This is a genomic window from Nocardioides luteus, from assembly GCF_000960475.2.
Taxonomy (GTDB): Bacteria; Actinomycetota; Actinomycetes; order Propionibacteriales; family Nocardioidaceae; genus Nocardioides; species Nocardioides luteus_A.
This window is the reverse complement of sequence record NZ_JZDQ02000045.1, coordinates 26727-46922: the sequence shown is the minus strand read 5'-3', so window position 1 is coordinate 46922 and position 20196 is coordinate 26727. Positions and strand designations below refer to the sequence as shown.

20 protein-coding genes are annotated in these 20196 nt (G+C 69.0%); all 20 read right to left on the bottom strand.

The annotated features are described in order from the left end of the window. Positions 1-27 precede the first annotated feature (27 nt). The 20 genes from UG56_RS24415 to UG56_RS24320 all read right to left on the bottom strand — a co-directional run bounded on the left by UG56_RS24415 (position 28) and on the right by UG56_RS24320 (position 20189). Positions 28-1041 carry a polyprenyl synthetase family protein gene (locus UG56_RS24415; RefSeq protein ID WP_045549055.1) on the bottom strand — a complete coding sequence of 338 codons (1014 nt, stop codon included), beginning with the start codon at positions 1039-1041 and terminating at the stop codon, positions 28-30. After that, complete coding sequence (gene nuoN / locus UG56_RS24410) at positions 1038-2582, bottom strand: NADH-quinone oxidoreductase subunit NuoN (RefSeq protein ID WP_045549054.1); 1545 nt, start codon at positions 2580-2582, stop codon at positions 1038-1040. The genes UG56_RS24415 and nuoN overlap by 4 nt, the downstream gene beginning before the upstream one ends. Positions 2583-2586: 4 nt before the next feature. Further along, on the bottom strand, positions 2587-4008 hold the full coding sequence (locus UG56_RS24405) for a complex I subunit 4 family protein (RefSeq protein ID WP_256206874.1): 1422 nt from the start codon (positions 4006-4008) through the stop codon (positions 2587-2589). A gap of 4 nt (positions 4009-4012) precedes the next feature. Continuing rightward, complete coding sequence (gene nuoL, locus UG56_RS24400; protein WP_045549052.1) at positions 4013-5878, bottom strand: NADH-quinone oxidoreductase subunit L; 1866 nt, start codon at positions 5876-5878, stop codon at positions 4013-4015. Next, on the bottom strand, positions 5872-6177 hold the full coding sequence (nuoK, locus tag UG56_RS24395; protein ID WP_008356449.1) for an NADH-quinone oxidoreductase subunit NuoK: 306 nt from the start codon (positions 6175-6177) through the stop codon (positions 5872-5874). The genes nuoL and nuoK overlap by 7 nt, the downstream gene beginning before the upstream one ends. Beyond that, a complete protein-coding gene (locus tag UG56_RS24390) occupies positions 6174-6878 on the bottom strand; it encodes an NADH-quinone oxidoreductase subunit J (protein ID WP_045549051.1) in 705 nt (234 codons plus the stop codon). The genes nuoK and UG56_RS24390 overlap by 4 nt, the downstream gene beginning before the upstream one ends. Continuing rightward, on the bottom strand, positions 6875-7414 hold the full coding sequence (gene nuoI, locus UG56_RS24385; RefSeq protein WP_045549050.1) for an NADH-quinone oxidoreductase subunit NuoI: 540 nt from the start codon (positions 7412-7414) through the stop codon (positions 6875-6877). Before nuoI ends, UG56_RS24390 begins: the two co-directional genes overlap by 4 nt. Continuing rightward, entirely contained in the window at positions 7411-8697 is a 1287-nt protein-coding gene (nuoH, locus tag UG56_RS24380) for an NADH-quinone oxidoreductase subunit NuoH (RefSeq protein WP_045549049.1), read from the bottom strand. Before nuoH ends, nuoI begins: the two co-directional genes overlap by 4 nt. Further along, on the bottom strand, positions 8694-10904 hold the full coding sequence (locus UG56_RS24375; protein ID WP_071327302.1) for an NADH-quinone oxidoreductase subunit G: 2211 nt from the start codon (positions 10902-10904) through the stop codon (positions 8694-8696). Before UG56_RS24375 ends, nuoH begins: the two co-directional genes overlap by 4 nt. Then, positions 10883-12196, bottom strand: coding sequence for an NADH-quinone oxidoreductase subunit NuoF (gene nuoF / locus UG56_RS24370; RefSeq protein WP_045552032.1), 1314 nt, complete (start codon positions 12194-12196; stop codon positions 10883-10885). The genes UG56_RS24375 and nuoF overlap by 22 nt, the downstream gene beginning before the upstream one ends. Beyond that, complete coding sequence (gene nuoE / locus UG56_RS24365) at positions 12189-12935, bottom strand: NADH-quinone oxidoreductase subunit NuoE (RefSeq protein ID WP_071327301.1); 747 nt, start codon at positions 12933-12935, stop codon at positions 12189-12191. Before nuoE ends, nuoF begins: the two co-directional genes overlap by 8 nt. Beyond that, on the bottom strand, positions 12932-14248 hold the full coding sequence (locus UG56_RS24360) for an NADH-quinone oxidoreductase subunit D (RefSeq protein ID WP_045550497.1): 1317 nt from the start codon (positions 14246-14248) through the stop codon (positions 12932-12934). Before UG56_RS24360 ends, nuoE begins: the two co-directional genes overlap by 4 nt. Further along, a complete protein-coding gene (locus tag UG56_RS24355; RefSeq protein WP_045550496.1) occupies positions 14245-14880 on the bottom strand; it encodes an NADH-quinone oxidoreductase subunit C in 636 nt (211 codons plus the stop codon). The genes UG56_RS24360 and UG56_RS24355 overlap by 4 nt, the downstream gene beginning before the upstream one ends. After that, a complete protein-coding gene (locus tag UG56_RS24350) occupies positions 14877-15431 on the bottom strand; it encodes a NuoB/complex I 20 kDa subunit family protein (RefSeq protein ID WP_045550495.1) in 555 nt (184 codons plus the stop codon). Before UG56_RS24350 ends, UG56_RS24355 begins: the two co-directional genes overlap by 4 nt. 1 nt (position 15432) lies before the next feature. Next, positions 15433-15789, bottom strand: a complete 357-nt coding sequence (locus UG56_RS24345) for an NADH-quinone oxidoreductase subunit A (protein WP_045550494.1) — start codon at positions 15787-15789, stop codon at positions 15433-15435. A gap of 210 nt (positions 15790-15999) precedes the next feature. Beyond that, positions 16000-17199 carry a hypothetical protein gene (locus UG56_RS24340; protein WP_143055181.1) on the bottom strand — a complete coding sequence of 400 codons (1200 nt, stop codon included), beginning with the start codon at positions 17197-17199 and terminating at the stop codon, positions 16000-16002. Continuing rightward, positions 17156-17806: an HD domain-containing protein gene (locus UG56_RS24335; protein ID WP_045550492.1), complete on the bottom strand. Its 651-nt coding sequence runs from the start codon at positions 17804-17806 to the stop codon at positions 17156-17158. Before UG56_RS24335 ends, UG56_RS24340 begins: the two co-directional genes overlap by 44 nt. Continuing rightward, on the bottom strand, positions 17799-18758 hold the full coding sequence (locus UG56_RS24330; protein WP_045550491.1) for a hypothetical protein: 960 nt from the start codon (positions 18756-18758) through the stop codon (positions 17799-17801). The genes UG56_RS24335 and UG56_RS24330 overlap by 8 nt, the downstream gene beginning before the upstream one ends. Before the next feature lie 44 nt (positions 18759-18802). Then, complete coding sequence (locus UG56_RS24325) at positions 18803-19480, bottom strand: ankyrin repeat domain-containing protein (protein ID WP_143055180.1); 678 nt, start codon at positions 19478-19480, stop codon at positions 18803-18805. 19 nt (positions 19481-19499) lie between these two features. After that, on the bottom strand, positions 19500-20189 hold the full coding sequence (locus UG56_RS24320) for a demethylmenaquinone methyltransferase (protein WP_045550490.1): 690 nt from the start codon (positions 20187-20189) through the stop codon (positions 19500-19502). Between the last annotated feature and the right edge of the window lie 7 nt (positions 20190-20196).

The following is a 20196-nucleotide window of genomic DNA, read 5'->3' as shown; positions in this document are numbered from 1 at the left end:
CGTAGGTGACGCCTCGGCAGGGGACGATCAGACCGAGCGGACGGCAACGATGTCGGCGAAGGCCTCGAGGGCCGTGCGGACGGGGCCCTCGGGGAGCGGGGCGAGGGCGGCCTTGGCCTCCTCGGCGCGGGCCTGGACGTAGGCGCGGGCCTCGGCCAGGGCCGGGTGGGCGCGGAGCAGCGCGACACACTCGGCCAGCGCGTCGTCGTCGGTGAGGTCGCTGTCGAGCAGCTCCAGGAGACGGGCATCGCCGGGCTCGTTGGAGCGGCGGACGAGCAGCACCGGGAGCGTCGGGACGCCTTCGCGAAGGTCGGTGCCGGGGGTCTTGCCGGACTCGTCCGAGGCGATGTCGAGGATGTCGTCGGAGAGCTGGAAGGCGACGCCGACGATGTCGCCGTAGGCGACCAGGGCGTCCTGGATCTCCTTGTCGGCGCCGGCGAAGAGCGCGCCGTAGAGTGCCGAGGTCGCGATCAGGACCCCGGTCTTCCCGGCCAGCACCTCGAGGTGGTGGTCGACCGGGTCGACCCCCTCGGCCGGCGCGACGCCCTCGAGGATCTGGCCCTCGACGAGCTTGGCGAAGGTGGCCGCCTGGATGCGTACGGCCTCGGGGCCGAGCTCGGCGGTCAGCGACGAGGAGCGGGCGAAGAGGAAGTCGCCGGTCAGGATGGCGACGTGGTTGTCGAAGCGGGCGTTGGCCGTGTCCTCGCCGCGGCGCAGGAGCGCCTCGTCCATGACGTCGTCGTGGTAGAGCGAGGCCTGGTGGGTGAGCTCGACGACGCAGGCCGCGGTGATGACCTCGTCGGCGAGCGTGTCCGGGCCGCACTCGGCGGCCAGCAGCACCAGCAGCGGCCGGAACCGCTTGCCGCCGGCCTCCAGGAGATGCGAGGCCGCTTCCGTGACGAACGGAGAGCTGCTGCGGGCATAGCCCGCCAGCTTCTCCTCCACGATCGCCAACCGAGCGCGCAACCGCTGCTCGAGCTCGGGATCGGTGATCGGGAGGGCGAGTTCAGGGGCTCGGTCGGTGGGTGCGCTGGTGCTCACCCGATGAATCCTCCCGCATCCACCAACAGGCTGAGCACAGGGCCCGGAATTACACCCAACAAGACGGTGGCGAGAGCGCTCAGCGAGATCACCACGGTGGTGGCGTACGACGGCGTGGAGACCGTCGCCGCGTCGTCGCGTGGGTCGGTGAAGAACATCAGCATGATGACGCGTACGTAGAAGAAGATCGCGATGATGCTCGACCCGATCGCGACCACGACCACCGGCCACTGACCGGCGCCCAGCGCGGCGGCGAAGACGCCCCACTTGCCGATGAACCCGGCGGTCAGCGGCAGTCCGGCCATCGAGAGCAGGAAGACCGCGAAGGTCGCCGCCACCCACGGGTTGGTACGTCCCAGGCCGGCCCAGCGGTCGAGCGAGCCGACCTCGCCGTTGGGCCCCCGGACCAGGGAGACGATCGCGAAGGCGCCGAGCGTGGCGAAGCCGTAGGCGGTCAGGTAGAAGAGCACCGCCTGGGTCGAGCCGAAGGCGTCGGTCTGCACCCCGAGGAGGCCGGTCAGCAGGAAGCCGGTGTGGGCGACGGCGGAGTAGCCGAGCATCCGCTTCACGTCGGTCTGGACGATCGCGAAGGAGGCACCCAGGAGCATCGTCAGCACCGCGACGACGCCGATGGCCGGGCGCCAGATGTCGCCCTCGGCACCGAAGGCGACGTAGAAGAGCCGGAGCATCGCGGCGAACGCGGCGATCTTGGTGGCCGCGCTCATCCACGCGGTCACCGGCGTCGGCGCGCCCTGGTAGACGTCGGGGGTCCAGGAGTGGAACGGCACCGCGCCGGTCTTGAAGAGCAGTCCGACGGCCATCAGGCCGATGCCGAGCAGCAGCAGCGGCCCGGAGCCCTCCTCGGCCGCCACCTCACCGATGTCGGCCAGGGACATCGACCCGGCGAAGCCGTAGACCAGTGCCAGACCGTAGAGGAAGATCCCGGAGGAGAACGCGCCGAGCAGGAAGTACTTCAGCGCGGCTTCCTGGGAGAGGAGCCGCCGGCGCCGGGCGAGCCCAGTCAGCAGGTAGAGCGGCAGCGAGAGCACCTCGAGGGCGACGAAGAGCATCAGCAGGTCGCCGGAGATGCAGAAGAGCATCATCCCGCCGACCGCGAACATCATCAGCGGGTAGACCTCGGTGTGCTCCAGACCACGCTGGGAGGCGGTGCGCTCGGCCGAGGTGCCGGGCAGGGCCGCGGCCTGGCCGGCGAAGGCGCTGACACCGTTGTCGAGGCGGCGCTCGGCGAAGAGCGCGACGCCGCCGAGCGAGACCAGCAGCACCAGCCCCTGGGAGAAGACCCCGGGGCCGTCGATGACCAGGGCGCCTTCACCCGTCGAGGCGCCCAGCGCCGATCCGGCGCCGACGGCGACCGTACCGGCGAGCGCGGCGACCAGTCCCGCCAACGCCAGCGACACCTGGGTGTTGAACCGCGCGGCGCGGGGCGCGAAGGCCTCCACGACGACACCGGCGCAGGCCACGGCCAGCACCAGCAGGACGGGCCAGAGGGTGGCGTACGAAATTCCGGGAGACTCGAACATCGCCTCACTCACCTGCCTGGATGACGTCAACAAGAGGAGCCACGACCGGTTGGGCCGCCGAGATCAGCGGGCCCGGGACGAAGCCGAAGAAGAGGAGGGCGACCAGCAGCGGCACGAGTACGCCGACCTCCCGCCGGTCGAGGTCGTGGACCGGTCGCCGGGAGAGCTGAGCGGGTCCGGTGAAGATCCGCTGGTAGGCCCACAGCACGTAGATCGCGGCCAGCACGATCGCGGTCACCGCGACCACACCGACCAGCCAGTGGTAGTCGAAGGCGCTGATCAGGACCATGATCTCGGAGACGAACTGGGACAGCCCCGGCAGACCCGCGGTGGCCAGACCGGCGACGAGGAAGGTGCCGGCGAGCACCGGGGTCGCCTTCTCCAACCCGCGCATCGAGGAGATCGAGGCGGTGCCCTTGCGGGTGATCAGGAACCCGGCGATGAGGAACATCGCCGCGGTCGCGACCCCGTGGTTGACCATGTAGAGGATCGCGCCGACCAAGCCCTCGCGGGTCGCCGCGAAGATCCCGAGGGTGATCAGCCCGAAGTGCGAGAGCGAGGTCAGACCGATCAGGCGGAGCAGGTCGTCCTGCCCGATCGCGAGCACCGCGCCGTAGACGATCGAGATCAGCGCCAGCACCACCACCACGGGCGTCGCCCAGGCGGAGGCCTCCGGCACCAGCCCCAGGCAGAGGCGGATCATCCCGAAGGTGCCGATCTTGTCGAGGACGCACACCAGCAGCACCGAGGTCGGCGTCGTCGCCTGCTCGGTCGTGTCCGCCAACCAGGTGTGCACCGGGAACAGCGGCGCCTTGACCGCGAACGCGATGAACATCGCCACGAAGATCCAGCGCTGGGCGGTGGTGCCGATGTCGAGCTGGGCGAGGTCGCTGATCAGGTAGGACGGCGAGCCGGCGTCCGAGGAGACCACGAAGAAGCCGATCAGCGCACCGAGCAGCACCAGACCGCCGCCGAGCTGGAACATCAGGAACTTGAGCGCGGCCTTGGCCCGGTGGGGGCCACCGTGCTGACCGATCATGAAGTACGCCGGGATCAGCGTCGCCTCGAAGGCGATGTAGAAGACGAACAGGTCCGCGGCCAGGAAGGTGAGCAGCGCGAAGGCCTCCAGGGCCAGCGCCCAGGCGTACCACCGCTTGTCGTGGTCCTTGACCGCCGCCACCATCGTGATCGGCACCAGGGCCACGGTCAGCAGCACCATCAGCTTGCCGAAGCCGTCCATCTCGAGCGCCCAGTGGACGCCGAGCGGCTCCATCCAGACGAGGTCGGTGTCGGGTGCCGTGAACATCGTCACGAGACCGACGACCAGGGTCGCGATCGCGAACCCGAAGGCCCACAGCTTCGGCCGGGCCGGCATCACCGCGGTGATCAGCGCGCCCGCGAACGGGACGAGGACGAGGAGTGTCAACAAGTCAGCTCACCACGATCAGGGCCAGGGCGACGAGGACCGTGCCACCGAGGACGGAGAGGGCATAGGAACGTACGTAGCCGGTCTGCGCCTTGCGGAGCTCGCCGGCGATCGCCGCCAGGGCGATCGGGCCACCGCTCATCACACCGTCGACGGCGTACTTGTCGGTCGCGAGGGCGCCGCGGGTGAGCGCCATCCCGGGCGGCACCACGACGTCCTCGATGTGCGGGACGTGCAGGTAGGGAGTCGGCTCGGTCGTTGCCGAGCGGCGCCCGAAGACGAACCCGGCCGCCGCGACCCCGATCGCGACCACGAGCACCGCGAGGACGGAGGTCGCCCACACCGGGAGCGGACCGTGGTGCTCGGCGTGGCCGATCGCGGTCACCGGCTCGAGCCAGTGCTCGAGCCAGCCGCCCAGCGTGAAGACGCCGCCGAGCACCGACAGCGCGGCGAGGACGACGAGCGGGCCGGTCATGATCCGCGGCGACTCGTGCGGATGTACGCCCTCGGGCCAGCGCTTGCGGCCGAAGAAGGCGAGCATCATCAGGCGGGTCATGTAGAACGCGGTCACGCCGGCGGCCAGCAGGGCGATGATGCCGACCAGCCAGCTCTCGGCGAACGCGACCTCGAGGATCTTGTCCTTGGACCAGAAGCCGGCGAAGCCGGGGAACCCGATGATCGCCAGGTAGCCCATCGCGAAGGTCAGGAACGTGACCGGCATCGCGCGGCTCAGGGCGCCGTAGTGCTTGAGGTTCACGTCGTCGTTCATGCCGTGCATGAGCGACCCCGCGCCGAGGAACATGTTGGCCTTGAAGAAGCCGTGGGTGAGCAGGTGGAAGATCGCGAACGCATAGCCCGGCCCGCCCAGCCCGGCGGCGAGCATCATGTAGCCGATCTGGCTCATCGTCGAACCGGCCAGGACCTTCTTGATGTCGTCCTTGACGCAGCTCAGCGCGGCACCCCAGATGATGGTGACCAGGGCGACGACCACGACGGCGGTCGAGGCGGCCTCGGCGGCGTCGAAGATCGCGCTGCTGCGCACGATGAGGTAGACGCCCGCGGTCACCATCGTGGCCGCGTGGATCAGCGCCGAGACCGGGGTCGGGCCCTCCATGGCGTCCAGCAGCCAGCCCTGCAGCGGCACCTGGGCGGACTTTCCGCAGGCGCCGACGAGCAGCAGGATGCCGAGCCAGTTGAGGGTGGTCGTGGTGGTGTCGCTGATGTCGATCGCGGAGAACGACGTCGACCCGAAGGTGACGAAGGACAGCGCGATCGCCAGCGAGAGTCCCATGTCGCCGACCCGGTTCATCACGAACGCCTTCTTGGCGGCCGCGGCGGCCGACGGCTTGTGCTGCCAGAAGCCGATCAGCAGGTAGGACGCCAGACCGACGCCCTCCCAGCCGAGGAAGAGACCGACGTAGTTCTCCGCCAGCACCAGCATCAGCATCGCGGCGAGGAACAGGTTGAGGTAGCCGAAGAACCGGGTGCGCCGCTCGTCGTGGGCCATGTAGCCGACCGAATAGACGTGGATCAGCGTGCCGACCCCGGTGATGAGGAGCAGGAACAGGCCGGAGAGCTGGTCGTAGAGCAGGTCGAACCCGACGCTCAGGTCGCCGGTGTCGAACCAGGTGTAGAGGTGCTGGACGACCTGCCTGCTCTCCTCGTCACGACCGAGGGCGGCGATGAAGAGGGCGAGCGAGAGCACGAAGGACCCGCCGGCGAGCACGACCGCGAGCCAGTGCCCGACCCGGTCGAAGAGTGCCGGCGCCAGCGGCCGCCCGATCAGGATCAGAGCAGCGCCGGCCAGGGGTAGCGCGATGACCAGCCAGATCAGCGAGAAGACGCCTCCGGCCTCGACAGGATTCACCACTTGAGCATCCTTGGCTCGTCGACCGAAGCCGTGTTTCTGGTGCGGAAGATGGTCATGATGATCGCCAGCCCGACGACCACCTCAGCGGCCGCGACGACCATCACGAAGAACGCCGTCACCTGCCCGTCGAGGTTGCCGTGCATCCGGCTGAACGCCACCAGGGCCAGGTTGGCCGCGTTGAGCATCAGCTCGACGCACATGAAGACGACGATGGCGTTCCGCCTGGTCAGCACCCCGATCGTGCCGATCGTGAAGAGGATGGCGGACAGGATCACGTACGCCGTGGTGTTGTCTGTCATGCATCCTCCCCTTCGTCCGTGCGACCGCCGGCGAGGATCGCCGGGACCGACCTCGTGCTCTGCGACCCGTCCGGCAGCAGGGCCGGGGTGTCGTTGCTGTTGTGCCGCGCGAAGGTGCCCGGTGGGGGCAGCGGGCCGAGGTGCTTGCCGCTCTTCGCGTAGTCGGCGACCCGCTTCTGGGCGAGGTCGGTCTGGCTCTGCTTCGGGTCGATCCGCTCCCGGTGGGCCAGCACCATCGCGCCGATCGCGGCGGTGATCAGCAGCGCGCTGGTCGCCTCGAAGGCGATCACGTAGCGGGAGAAGAGAAGGTCGGCAAGGCGTTGTACGTTGCCGCCCTCGTTGGCGCTGGACAGCCCGCGCATGGTGGCGATGCTCGCCTGGCCGACACCCGCGATGAGCGTCGCGCCGAGCCCGACGCCGAGCAGCGTGGCCAGCACCTTCTGCCCCGCGATCGTCTCCTTGAGGGTGTCGGAGGTGTCGACGCCGACCAGCATGATCACGAACAGGAACAGCATCAGGATCGCGCCGGTGTAGACCACGATCTGCACCGCGAACAGGAACGGCGCCTCGAGCGTCGCGTAGATCATCGCGAGGCCGATCATGACCACCGCCAGCGACAGCGCGGCATGCACGGGCTTGCGCGCGAACAGCAGGCCCAGCGCCGCGATCACCGTCACCGCGGCCAGGATCACGAAGCTCATCGGGCCGACTCCTTCGGCTCCGGTGCGTAGTAGGAGGTGTCGTCGTTGCCGAGGAACATCGGGTGGGGAGGCGCCTCCATCCCGTCCTCGAGCGGCGCGAGCAGGTCCTGCTTCTCGTAGATCAGGCTCTCGCGCGTGGTGTCGGCGAGCTCGTACTCGTTCGTCATCGTCAGCGCCCGTGTCGGGCAGGCCTCGATGCACAGCCCGCACAGGATGCAGCGCAGGTAGTTGATCTGGTAGACGCGGCCGTAGCGCTCCCCGGGCGAGTAGCGCTCCTCCTCGGTGTTCTCCGCGCCCTCGACGTAGATCGCGTCCGCCGGGCAGGCCCATGCGCACAGCTCGCAGCCGACGCACTTCTCCAGGCCGTCGGGGTGACGGTTGAGCTGGTGGCGGCCGTGGAACCGCTCCTCGGTCGGCTCCTTCTGCTGCGGGTACTGCTCGGTGACCGGCTTCTTGAACTGGGTCCCGAACGTCACCGCGAACCCGCTGACCGGGTCCCAGAAACGCTCCTTGAACGAGCGGTCGTCGTTGCTCACTTTGCCTCCTCAGGAGAGGGAAGAATGCGTACGCCGTTGGCGGTCGGCGGCGGGCCGAAGACCAGCGGCTGGGCGGCGCCTCGCACCGCGCCGCCCTGGGGCAGCGCCGGCGTCGGGAAGCCGCCGGTCGGGGTGCTGACCTGGGCCTCCTTCTCCGGCAGCCGGTTGAGGAAGCCGAGCACGACGACCGCCGTGACGGCCAGGCCGAAGCCGAAGAGGACCCAGTTGGGACTGAAGCCGCCCTCGATCGCGGCCATCTTGATCACCGCGACGACGACGATCCAGGCCAGGCTCGCCGGCAGCAGGATCTTCCAGCCGAGGCTCATGAACTGGTCGTAGCGCAGTCGCGGCAGCGTGCCGCGCAGCCAGATGAAGATCCAGATGAAGAAGAACATCTTCAGGAAGAACCACAGCACCGGCCAGTAGCCCTCGTTGGCTCCGGCCCAGAGGGTGCCGAGGCCGAGCGGGGCGCGCCAGCCGCCGAGGAACAGCGTCGTGGCGAGCGCGCTGACGGTGGCCATGTTGATGTATTCGGCCAGGAAGAAGAGCGCAAACTTAAGGCTGGAGTATTCGGTGTGGAAACCACCGACCAGCTCGCCCTCCGCCTCGGGGAGGTCGAACGGCGCGCGATTGGTCTCGCCGACCATCGAGATGCAGTAGATCAGGAAGGAGGGCAGCAGCAGGGCACCGAACCACCAGTCCTCCTGCGCCGCGACGATCTGGCTGGTGGACAGGCTGCCGGCCATCAGGAAGACGGTGACGAGCGCCAGGCCCATGCTCACTTCATACGAGATCATCTGGGCGCTGGAACGGAGTCCGCCGAGGAGGGAGTAGGTCGATCCCGAGGCCCAGCCGCCGAGCACGATCCCGTAGATGCCGATGCTGGCGATCGCCATCACGAACAGCACCGCGACCGGCATGTCGGTCAGCTGCAGCGGCGTCCTTACGCCGAAGAGGTTGACCTCCGGACCGAACGGGATCACCGAGAACGTCACGAACGCGGGCACACAGGCCAGGATCGGCGCGGTGACGAAGACGATCTTGTCGGCCTTCTCCGGGGTCAGGTCCTCCTTGAGCGCCAGCTTCACGCCGTCGGCCAGGGACTGGAGCAGACCGAACGGCCCGTGCCGGTTGGGCCCGATGCGGTGCTGCATCCGGGCCACGACCTTGCGCTCCCACCAGATGTTGAACAGCGTCAGCACGACGCAGACGACGAAGACCAGCAGGACCTTGATCGCGATGATCCACCAGGGGTCCTGGCCGAACTGTTCCAGCCCGTTCACTGCGCACCCTCCACCGTCACCGTCGAGCCCGGCGAGGCCAGGTCAGCCCATACGCCGCGCCCGAAGCTGTTCGTCGGCACCCACACGGTGCTGTCGGCCATCTCGGCCGGCAACGCCGGGAGCGTCCAGCTCCCCCGGTCACCGGTGATCGTCACGACGTCACCGAGCTCCGCGTGGAGCGCTGCCGGGATGCGTACGAACGCCGGCCGTGCGGTCGCGGCCAGTGCCTTGTCGCCGCTCTGAAGCGTCCCGTTGTCGAGCATGAGACGCCAGGTGGCCAGCCGGAAGCCAGCCGAATCGGTCGTTGTGGCGGCCGAATCGGTCGTTGTGGGCGACGAGACGACAGTTTCGTCCGCCACTCCTGCGGACTCGGGGCCCACAAGTGAGAGCTCGGCGGTGATGTGTCCGAGGACCTCGGCGTCGGAGTAGGCCGCGGGCTTGTCGAAGACCTTCTCGAACGGACGGCGGCGGCCCTCCCAGGTGACGAAGGTGCCGGCCTTCTCGGAAGCGGTCGCGACCGGGAGTACGACGTCGGCGCGCTCGGTCACAGCGGTGACCCGCTGCTCGAGGCTGACCACGAAACCGGCCTGGTCGAGAGCGGCCAGGAAGGCGGCCGGGTCAGCGGTGTCGTCGGGATCGACGCCGGCGATCACCAGGGCGTCGAGGCCGGCTCGGACCATCGCCTCGGCGTCGAGCCCGTTCTCACCCGGGAGCAGGTCGGCCTCGACCGCTCCCCGGTCGCCGGCGCGACGCGGCACCCAGGCGAGCCTGGCGCCGGTGCGGTCGGCGAGCTCGGCCGCGGCGGAGTAGGCGCCGGGGCTGGTCGCCAGCCGCTCGCCGACCAGGATCACCGATGCTTCAGTGACCCCGCTGACCTGGGACAACGCGTCCTTCTCGGCACCGGGAGCGGTCAGGACGACCTGGGCGCCGAGCTTGCGGGAGCCCTCCGAGGCGTACGGACTGAGGGTGGTGATCCGCAGTCCGGCCCGGTTGGCCTTGCGCAGCCGCAGGAAGAGGGTGCCAGCCTCGTCCTCGGGCTCGAGACCGACCAGGACGACATGGTCGGCGGCGTCCAGATCGGCGTAGGTGACGGTCGTGCCGGCCACCCTCGATCGCAGGAAGCCGGTCTCCTCCTCCGACAGCGGGCGCGAGCGGAAGTCGAGGTGGGGCGTGCGAAGGGTGTCGCGGGCGAACGCGGCGTACGCCTTCGCATCCTCCAGCGTCAGCCGGCCACCGGGCAGCACACCCACCGAGCCGGCACCGGCCAGGCCCTGGGCGGCGACGGCGACGGCCTCGAGCCACGAGGCCGGCCGGAGCTCGCCGTTCTCACGGATCATCGGCGAGGTGAGCCGGTCGCGGACGGCGTAACGGAAGCCGAAGCGGTCCTTGTCGGAGATCCACTCCTCGTTGACCTCCGGGTCGTTGCCGGCGAGGCGGCGCATGACCTTGCCGCGACGGTGGTCGATCCGGATGGCGGCGCCGCAGGCGTCGTGCTCGGCGACGCCCGGGGTCGAGACCAGGTCGAACGGGCGGGCCCGGAAGCGGTAGTCGTCGCTGGTCAGGGCGCCGACCGGACAGATCTGGATGACGTTGCCGGAGAAGTAGGACGAGAACGGCTTGTCCTCGGCGATGCCGATCTGCTGCTGCGCGCCACGCTGGATCAGCGCGATGCCCGGGTCGCCCGGGATCTCGGCGGCGAAGCGGGTGCAGCGCTGGCAGACGATGCACCGCTCCCGGTCGAGCAGCACGTTGGGCGAGAGGTTGATCGGCTTGGGGAACGTACGCTTCGTCCCCTCGAACCGGGTCTCGCCCTGCCCGTGGGACATGGCCTGGTTCTGCAGCGGGCACTCGCCGCCCTTGTCGCAGACCGGGCAGTCCAACGGGTGGTTGACCAGCAGGAACTCCATGATCCCCTGCTGTGCCTTCACGGCCGTGGTGTTCTGCGTCTCCACCACCATGCCCTCGGCGACCGGGATGGTGCAGGAGGCCTGCGGCTTCGGGAAGCCGCGGCCGTTGCCGGCGTCGGGGATGTCGACCAGGCACTGGCGGCAGGCGCCGACCGGGGCGAGCAGCGGGTGGTCGCAGAACCGCGGGATCTCGATCCCGGCCTCCTCGGCCGCCCGGATGACCAGGGTGCCCTCGGGCACCGTCACGTCCTGGCCGTCGATCTTGACGGTCACATCGGTCACTGAACTGCCTCCGCCCATGCGGTCGACTTCTTGGCGTCGAAGGGACAGCCACCCTGCTCCAGGTGGGCCAGGTATTCGTCCCGGAAGTACTGGATCGAGCTCGTGATCGGGCTCGTCGCGCCATCGCCCAGCGCGCAGAACGAGCGGCCGAGGATGTTGTCGCACTGGTCGAGCAGCAGGTCGAGGTCCTCGGGCGAACCCTGGCCCTTCTCCAGCCGCTCCAGCACCTGCACCAGCCACCAGGTGCCCTCACGGCACGGGGTGCACTTGCCACAGGACTCGTGCTTGTAGAACTCCGTCCACCGCAGCACCGCCCGGACCACGCACACCGAGTCGTCGAAGATCTGCAGCGCGCGGGTGCCGAGCATCGAGCCGGCCGCCGCCACCCCTTCGAAGTCGAGCGTCACGTCCAGGTGCTCCTGGGTGAACAGCGGCGTCGAGGAGCCGCCAGGGGTCCAGAACTTGAGCTCGTGACCCTCGCGGATCCCGCCGGCCAGGTCGATCAGCGTACGCAGCGTGATGCCGAGGGGCGCCTCGTACTGCCCCGGCCTCTTGACGTGTCCGGAGAGCGAGAAGATGCCGACGCCGGCCGACTTCTCGGTGCCCATGCCGGCGAACCAGTCGGCGCCGTTCTTCACGATCGCCGGCACCGAGGCGATCGACTCGGCGTTGTTGATCACGGTCGGGCTGGCGTAGAGACCGGCGACGGCCGGGAACGGCGGACGCAGGCGGGGCTGTCCGCGGCGTCCCTCGAGCGAGTCGAGCAGCGCGGTCTCCTCACCGCAGATGTAGGCCCCGGCGCCCGCGTGCACGACCAGCTCGAGGTCGTAGCCGGAGCCGTGGATGTTCGTGCCGAGGTGGCCGGCCTCGTAGGCCTCACGCACGGCGGCCCGCAGCCGGCGGACCACGTGCAGCACCTCGCCGCGTACGTAGATGAAGGCCCGCTCCGCGCGGATGGCGTAGGACGAGATGATCACGCCCTCGACCAGGGTGTGGGGCGAGGCCATCATGAGCGGGATGTCCTTGCAGGTGCCCGGCTCGGACTCGTCCGCGTTGACCACGAGGTAGCGCGGCTTGGGGTTCTCGGGGTCGGGCGGCGGCAGGAAGCCCCACTTCACCCCGGTCGGGAAGCCTGCCCCTCCGCGGCCGCGGAGCCCGGAGTCCTTGACCATCGTCTGTACGTCCTCGGGTGCCATCCCGAGAGCGACGTCGAGCGCGTCGTAGCCGCCGGTGGCGGCATAGGCGGGCAGCGTCCAGGCCCGCTCGTCGCCCCAGTTGGCGGTGAGCACCGGGGTCAGGGTGTCAGTCATCGGACGCCTCCTCGGCGATCGTCTCCGACTCGGCGCGACGGGTGTCGGCCACCTCGACGGCCTCGGGCAGCTCCTCCGGGAGGTCGGACGAGCCGTGCGCGTCACCCGGCGCGGCCCAGCCGCGCTCGCGGGCGAGCTCGAGCCCGACGCGCGAGGCCGACCCGGCGGCGGGCCCCTCGTCGACGAGCCCGTCCTCGAAGCCGGCGAGAACCCGCTCGGCCTCGCGCCAGCTCGTGATCCGGGCCCCGCGTGAGGCCACGACCTCACGGCCTTCGCGCAGGTCATCGACCAGCTGCGAGGCCGACTCGGGGGTCTGGTTGTCGAAGAACTCCCAGTTGACCATCACCACCGGCGCGTAGTCGCAGGCCGCGTTGCACTCGATGTGCTCGAGCGTGATCGAGCCGTCGGCGGTGGTCTCGTCGTTGCCCACCTCGAGCTTCTCGCGCAGGCAGGCGAAGATCTCGTCGCCGCCCATGACCGCGCACAGCGTGTTGGTGCAGACGCCGACGTGGTGGGTGCCGACCGGGTGGCGCTTGTACATCGTGTAGAACGTCGCGACCCCGCTCACCTCGGCGGGGGTCAGTCCCAGGACGTCGGCGCAGGCCTGGATGCCTTCGGGCGTGACCCGGCCCTCCACCGACTGCACCAGATGGAGCATCGGCAGCAGCCCCGAGCGGGCCTGGGGGTAGCGAGCCGCGATCTCGCGCAGCTCGTCGAATGTCTCCGGAGCCAAGCTCATCGGTCGACGCCTCCCATCACCGGGTCGATGGACGCGATCGCCACGATCACGTCGGCCACCATGCCGCCCTCAGACATCACGCTGGTGGCCTGCAGGTTGGTGAACGACGGGTCCCGGAAGTGGACCCGGTAGGGCTTGGTGCCGCCGTCGCTGACCACGTGGGCGCCGAGCTCTCCGCGCGGCGACTCGATCGCGGCGTACGCCTGGCCGGCCGGGACCCGGAAGCCCTCGGTGACCAGCTTGAAGTGGTGGATCAGCGCCTCCATCGACTCACCCATGATGTGGCGGATGTGGTCGAGGGAGTTGCCCTGGCCGTCGGGGCCGACGGAGAGCTGGGAGGGCCAGGCGATCTTCTTGTCGGCCACCATCACGGGGGCACCGTCGAGGTCCTTCAACCTCTTGAGCGCCTGCTCCATGATCCGCAGCGACTCCCACATCTCGGCCAGCCGCACCCGGAACCGCCCGTAGGAGTCGCAGGTGTCCCAGGTGATGACCTCGAAGTCGTAGTCCTGGTAGCCGCAGTAGGGCTGGGTCTTGCGCAGGTCCCACGGGTAGCCGGTCGAGCGCAGGATCGGGCCGGTCAGCCCGAGCGCGAGGCAGCCCTCCAGGTCGAGGTAGCCGACCTGCTCCAGGCGGCCCTTGAAGATCGGGTTGGCGTTGCAGAGTGCGGCGTACTCGTGCAGCCGGGTCTTCATCAGCTCGATGAACTCGGTGACTCGCGCGACGGTCCCTTCCGGCACGTCCTGGGCGACGCCGCCGGGGCGGATGTAGGCGTGGTTCATCCGCAGGCCGGTGATGAACTCGAACAGGTCCAGGCACAGCTCGCGCTCACGGAACCCGATCGTCATCACGGTCAGGGCGCCGAGCTCCATGCCACCGGTCGCGATCGCCACCAGGTGGGAGGAGATCCGGTTGAGCTCCATCAGCATGACCCGGATGACGTCGGCCTTCTCCGGCACCTCGTCACCGATGCCGAGCAGCTTCTCCACCCCGAGGACGTACGCCGTCTCGTTGAAGATCGGCGAGAGGTAGTCCATCCGGGTGACGAAGGTCGTGCCCTGCGTCCAGGAGCGGAACTCCATGTTCTTCTCGATGCCCGTGTGGAGGTAGCCGATCCCGGCTCGCGCCTCGGTGACGGTCTCGCCCTCGAGCTCGAGGATCAGCCGGAGCACTCCGTGGGTCGAGGGATGCTGCGGACCCATGTTGACGACGATCCGCTCGTCCTTGACGTCCTTGAGGGCGTCGGTCAGCTCGTCCCAGTCCTGGCCCGTGACGGTGAACGTACGTCCCTCGTCTGCCTCGGTCGTCGTCATGAGTAGCTCCTCCGCGTGTCCGGCGGCGGGATCGTCGCGCCGTGGTATTCCACCGGGATCCCGCCGAGCGGGTAGTCCTTGCGTTGCGGGTGTCCGGGCCAGTCGTCGGGCATCAGGATCCTGGTCAGGCCCGGGTGGCCGTCGAAGACGATCCCGAACATGTCGTAGGTCTCGCGCTCGTGCCAGTCGAGCGTCGGGTAGATGGCCACCCCGCTCGGCACGTGCGGGTCCTCGTCGGGCGCAGAGGTCTCGATCCGCACCCGGCGGTTGTAGGTCATCGAGAGCAGGTGGTAGACCGCGTGGAGCTCTTTGCCCTGGTCAGCCGGGTAGTGCACCCCGGACACCCCCGAGCACAGCTCGAAGCGCAGCTCGTCGCGGAGCACCCGCAGGGCCTCCAGCAGCCGCTCGCGGCGTACGTGGAAGGTCAGCTCTCCACGGTGGATGACCGCCTCCGCCTCGGTGAAGGCGAGCGCGTCGGCGATCTCCTTGAACCAGCCACCGTAGGGCTGCACCCCGACGTCGCTGGTGCGGCTCGGCATCGAGTGGCGGCGGGTGAGACCGCCGTAGCCGCTCGTGTCGCCGGTGTCGCTCACGCCGAACATGCCGCTGTTCTGGCCGATGTTCTCGCTCACCGCAGGAGTCCCGTCTGGTCGATCAGCGGCAGCTGGCGCAGGGCCGCGGTCTCGTTGGCGACCTCCTCGCGCTCGGCGTTGACGCCCAGCGAGCCGTGCTGGATCTTGTCGTGGAGCTTGAGGATCGCGTCGATCAGCATCTCCGGCCGCGGCGGGCAGCCGGGGAGATACATGTCGACGGGCACGATGTGGTCGACGCCCTGGACGATCGCGTAGTTGTTGAACATGCCGCCGCTGCTGGCGCAGACGCCCATCGCGAGCACCCACTTCGGCTCGGGCATCTGGTCGTAGATCTGGCGCAGCACCGGCGCCATCTTCTGGCTCACCCGGCCGGCCACGATCATCAGGTCGGCCTGCCTCGGGGAGGCCCGGAAGACCTCCATGCCGTAGCGGGCCAGGTCGTACTTCGGGCCACCGCTCGTCATCATCTCGATGGCGCAGCAGGCCAGCCCGAACGTCGCCGGCCACAGGCTCGCCTTGCGGAAATAGCCCGCCAGGCCCTCGACGGTCGTGAGCAGAACCCCGCTCGGAAGCTTCTCTTCGAGACCCATGTCAGTCCCAGTCCAATCCACCGCGGCGCCACACATAGGCGTACGCGACAAAGACGGTCAGCAGGAACAGGCCCATCTCGGCGAGACCGAACCATCCCATCGAGTCGAACCTGACGGCCCACGGGTAGAGGAAGATGATCTCGATGTCGAAGATGATGAAGAGCATCGCGGTGATGTAGTACTTCACCGGGAAGCGACCGCCCAGCGCCTGTGGCGTGGCCTCGATCCCGCACTCGTAGGGATCCGCCTTGGCCTGGTTGGCCCGACGCGGTCCCACGACCGAGCTCATCACCACCGAACCGACCGCGAAGAGCGTCGCCAGTCCCGCCAACGCGAGCACCGGCACGTAGAGCTCCATCTCGCCTCCTACCCTGAGCCGGCCCACCCCTGTTTGAGACTTTGTGAATAGAATCACAATGTGGGCCAACTCACATCCTGCCACTCCTGCGGCGGATTGCAAGTGGGTTGCTGAAATGGCGCGCGGGCACTTTCCCGCCATGGTGGGAATGTGCCCGCGCATACGGCGGCAAACGCCTGCAGAACCACGCCATGGCGGGGTTGTGGCGGGTCAGGCTTCGGCGCTCGCGGCCGGCGTCGGAGCGTCGAGGAACGCTCGGGGGATCACGACGATCCGCTTGTCGGCATTGGTCAGGACGGACGGCATTCCGCCGGGACCGACCTGCACCATCTCGTACGTCACGGTGTGCTTGGTCCACCGGCGCAGCTTCAGCCAGGTGTGGTGCCAGGCGACGCTTCCCCAGGGCCCCTGGATCTCGAGCCACTCACCCACCGAACCGCCAACCGTGGCGCCGACGGGATACATCCCCGACATCCGGCCCTCGCCGGCGAGCAGCCAGATGATGGGGCTGAGCGCCGCCATCACCGTCATTGCGATCGCCAACCTGTAAGAGCCGATGGCGACCTGGATCGGGAGGTTGAGGCCGACGGCGGCTGGGTACAGCCACAACGAGATGCCGAACTGCGCCCGAAGCCACGCCCGGACGAGCCGCCACCTCAGGGGCCGATCGACGACGACCTGCTCTTCTGCCATCGGGGCCTGCGCAGACCCCTTGCTCACCCTCATGGCCAGCTCTCGTCTGATCTCCGGCCCGATGAGCTGAACCGGGAAGTCGACCGACCGCGCCACCTCATCCGGACCGCTCGGAAGATAGGCCGGCACGGCCAGCGTCTTCTGGCCTTCCTGCCGGCACCGCACGAACACCGGCCCCACGTCGACATCGGTCAGTCGCGACCAGGGGTAGAGCGTCAATCGCCTGAGCGTACGCACACCCAGGCCGGCCTCCGATGCCCATGCCGTCAACGTCGCTCCGACGGGGTATTCGCGCTCCACACGGCCCGGCAACGTGGCCAGAGGCACCGACATCGCCAACGCCATGAAGACGGCGCCGATCGAGACCGTGATCCCGAGCTCGAGAGCCTGGGGGATGGATCCCACGGCGGGATCATGCAGGGCGAACCAGAAGAGGCCGGCGATCAGCACAGGCAGAACCAACCCCGAGACCCAGTAGGCCCAGCTCCGCAGCCGCAACCTCACCATGGCCCACTTGAGCCGACGCTGATCCTCGAGAGTGACGGTCCAGTCCGTCACCGAGCCCGGCACCACATCCGCATCCACGAGCGGCCTCCTCAGCGTCCCCACAGAAGTCGCCGCAGCGTACTGGATACCCCGGCGGGAATTCGGGCAAACCGGGATCAGGTCATCCTCAGTCGGGATCGGGACGGATCCAGCCCTTCGCAAGCCCCGCACGGACGATGGCGTCGGTGGCTTCGCCGAGGGTCGTCGAGGCGGCGACGACGCCGGCCTCACGCGCCCGCACGCGGGACTCCGTGGCACCTGGCATGCTCCAGGTGCCACCGCGGTTGAGCCAGTTCAGGAGCATCGGCTCGAGGCGGTCCATCGCCTTGCAAAAGCGCGCCTCGGGGGTTTGAGCGGCCTCGAACTCGTCCCACAGCGCCCGGATCTCGCCTGCCTGATCCGGCGGCAGCATGGTGAAGAGCTTGTCGGCGGCGGCGAGCTCGCGCTCGACCTGGTCGACGACCGCGGCGGGGTCGAAGACCGGGCTGTCGCCGGCGTAGATCTCGACCATGTCGTGGATGATCACGAGCTTGATCGCGTGCCCGACGTCGATCGGCTCGTCGGCGTACTCGGCCAGCAGCAGCACCATCAGCGCCAGGTGCCAGGAGTGCTCGGCGTCGTTCTCTCGGCGGTCTGCCGCGGCCAGCGGCGAGGCGCGCAGGATCGTCTTGAGCCTGTCGGCCTCGGCGATGAACTCCAGCTGGGCTCGCAGCCTCCCGCCGATCTCGTCCGGGAGCGGGTTCAGGTCGATGATCAGGTCGGCAGGCGAGTCATCCATGCGTCGACCTTCGCACGGCGCGTACGTCTGGAGAAACCGACTCCTCGTCGAGGATCGCCCGCGGCACGATCACCCGCGCTGCGCCCGACCTGAAGACAATCGCATACCTCGTCCTGGCGACCGGCGCGAGCTTGGACCGGTGGATCGACGTACGTCCCCACGGGCCACGGACCACCAGATACTCACCGAAGGAACCGCTGATCGTCGACCCGATCGGGTAGGTGCCGATCGTCGGAACGACGGTAACGGCGATGATGACGCCCAGGGCGAGCATCAACCCTCCTGCCGTCCGCAGAGCCGGCCAAAGGTCGCCGCCAGCTACCCCGAGAAGCACCACCAGCACGGCTGCGGCGACCACGATCCAGCCCGCCACGCGGAAGCGGCGCACTGCCGCCGCACACAGGGCGATCTGCAGCTTTCGGTCGACGACCACGGAGCGCTCGCCGGGCGCATCCTCGCGAGCAACCGGTTCGACGACACGTCCATCGACACCGCGGTCCAGGCGCGCCCTCGCCTGCTCACCCAGCACCTGCCGAGCCACCAGGAGATTCTGCTTCGGACTCAGTGTCCGCAGGTGCACGGCGATCGGCCCGACGTTCGCAGCAGCGATGCGATCCCAGTTGATCTCCATACCGCCACCGCGGCCGTCGAGCCGGTATGCCGTCGCGCCCGCCCAGGAACGGAAGGTCTCTCCGACGGGGTAGACCTGTCGGACCCGCCGCACCGAGATCCCGATGATCAGCGCCACAGAGGCAAGCAGGGCGGCGATCGCCACGACCGGGTGCCAGTCGAGCACCATCGCAGCGCCGGCGATGATCCCCACGGCTACGCACAAACCCAACCAGGTCGAAGGCTGCCGCACCCACCACCGCCGATACGCGCGCATGAACTCGCGCCGTTCCTCGGCGGTCACCGTCCAAGTGGCGTCCGGCGCGTCGATCGAGTCAGTCACGACGCCGCATCATGCCGTAGCGGCAGAAGCCAACAGGCCTCGGGTCAGCGAGTGGGCAGGGGAAGCGCGCGCTTGGAGCGCGACACGTACGCCGAGCCCTCCGGCCCCACGACGGCGTAGGAGTCGCCCAGGCGGGAGTTGTACTCCAGGTGGGCGCGGCCCCAGAACATGCCGATGCGGATGCCGCCGTACATCCCCGGGGCGGTGAACCAGGCCTCGTCGGGGCCGCCCTCCTCGGAGATGAGCCGGACGTCGAAGGTGCGCAGCTGGTAGTCGCCACGGAACTCGGCGGTCAGCTCGGCGAGGGTCGCGTTCACGTGGTGGTTGACGCCCTCGAGGTTGTCACCGAGCGGGGTGCCGGGGCGGTAGTAGGGGTCGAGCATGTCGACCAGGTGCTCGTGACCGCGACGCTTGGCGAGCTGATAGGGCGTCTCACCGTGAGCCGTCGGCAGCGAACGAACGCCGCCCAGCGAGAGCAGCTCCTGCACGGTCTCCCGCGGCGCACCGAGGTAGGCGGCGTGGTGGAGCGGCGTGAACATCGACTCGCCACCGATCTTCCAGGTGTTGACGCCGACCGTGTAGTCGTTGCGCACCTGCGAGAGCGCGCGGCGCCAGTCGCCCTGTGCAGCCGCGTCGGTGAGCGAGTCCCTGGCCTTGACCGCTGCGGGGCCGTAGGCCTCGCGGGGCATCAAGATTCCGTCCCAAGGCAACGTGGAGGTCATGGTTGAACTTTCGCAGAGATCAAGCCGTCGCGTGGTGGAGAGCGACGATTCCGCCGGACAGATTCGTCCAGGTCGGCGACTGCCAACCGGACGCGGAGAGCAGGTCTGCGAGACCTGCCTGGTCGGGCCAGGCCCGGATGGACTCGGCCAGGTAGACGTAGGCATCGGGCGATGAGGAGACCGCGCGGGCCACCGGCGGCAGGGCCCTCATCAGGTATTCCACGTAGACCGTCCGGAACGGCTTCCAGGTCGGGTGCGAGAACTCGCAGACCACGATCCGGCCGCCGGGGCGGGTGACCCGGCGCAGCTCGCGCAGGCCGGCCGCCGGGTCGACGATGTTGCGCAGACCGAACGAGATCGTGACCGCGTCGAAGGTGCCGTCGCGGTAGGGCAGCCGGGTGCCGTCGCCGGCCGTGAACGGCAGGTGCGGCTTGGCCTGCTTGCCGACCTGGAGCATGCCGATCGAGAAGTCCGTCGGGACCACCGTGGCGCCCGCGTCCAGGAACGGCTGGGACGAAGTGCCGGTGCCGGCGGCGAGGTCGAGCACGAGTTCGCCCGGCTTCGGGTCGACGGCCTTGATGACCTCACGCCGCCAGCGCCGGTCCTGGCCGAGCGAGAGCACGTCGTTGGTGAGGTCGTAGCGCTTGGCCACGGCGTCGAACATCCGACGTACCTCGCCGGGCTGCTTGTCCAGATCTGCTCGGGTCACAGGAGGA

What these genes read in the sequence shown, in the direction of transcription:
- nuoK (WP_008356449.1), bottom strand. Translation starts at nt 6,177, where the DNA reads ATGACAGACAACACCACGGCGTACGTGATCCTGTCCGCCATCCTCTTC.
- UG56_RS24325 (WP_143055180.1), bottom strand. Translation starts at nt 19,480, where the DNA reads ATGACCTCCACGTTGCCTTGGGACGGAATCTTGATGCCCCGCGAGGCC.
- UG56_RS24375 (WP_071327302.1), bottom strand. Translation starts at nt 10,904, where the DNA reads ATGGGCGGAGGCAGTTCAGTGACCGATGTGACCGTCAAGATCGACGGC.
- nuoE (WP_071327301.1), bottom strand. Translation starts at nt 12,935, where the DNA reads ATGAGCTTGGCTCCGGAGACATTCGACGAGCTGCGCGAGATCGCGGCT.
- UG56_RS24335 (WP_045550492.1), bottom strand. Translation starts at nt 17,806, where the DNA reads ATGGATGACTCGCCTGCCGACCTGATCATCGACCTGAACCCGCTCCCG.
- nuoF (WP_045552032.1), bottom strand. Translation starts at nt 12,196, where the DNA reads ATGACTGACACCCTGACCCCGGTGCTCACCGCCAACTGGGGCGACGAG.
- UG56_RS24350 (WP_045550495.1), bottom strand. Translation starts at nt 15,431, where the DNA reads ATGGGTCTCGAAGAGAAGCTTCCGAGCGGGGTTCTGCTCACGACCGTC.
- UG56_RS24390 (WP_045549051.1), bottom strand. Translation starts at nt 6,878, where the DNA reads ATGAGCTTCGTGATCCTGGCCGCGGTGACGGTGATCGCGGCGCTGGGC.
- UG56_RS24345 (WP_045550494.1), bottom strand. Translation starts at nt 15,789, where the DNA reads ATGGAGCTCTACGTGCCGGTGCTCGCGTTGGCGGGACTGGCGACGCTC.
- UG56_RS24360 (WP_045550497.1), bottom strand. Translation starts at nt 14,248, where the DNA reads ATGACGACGACCGAGGCAGACGAGGGACGTACGTTCACCGTCACGGGC.
- nuoN (WP_045549054.1), bottom strand. Translation starts at nt 2,582, where the DNA reads ATGTTCGAGTCTCCCGGAATTTCGTACGCCACCCTCTGGCCCGTCCTG.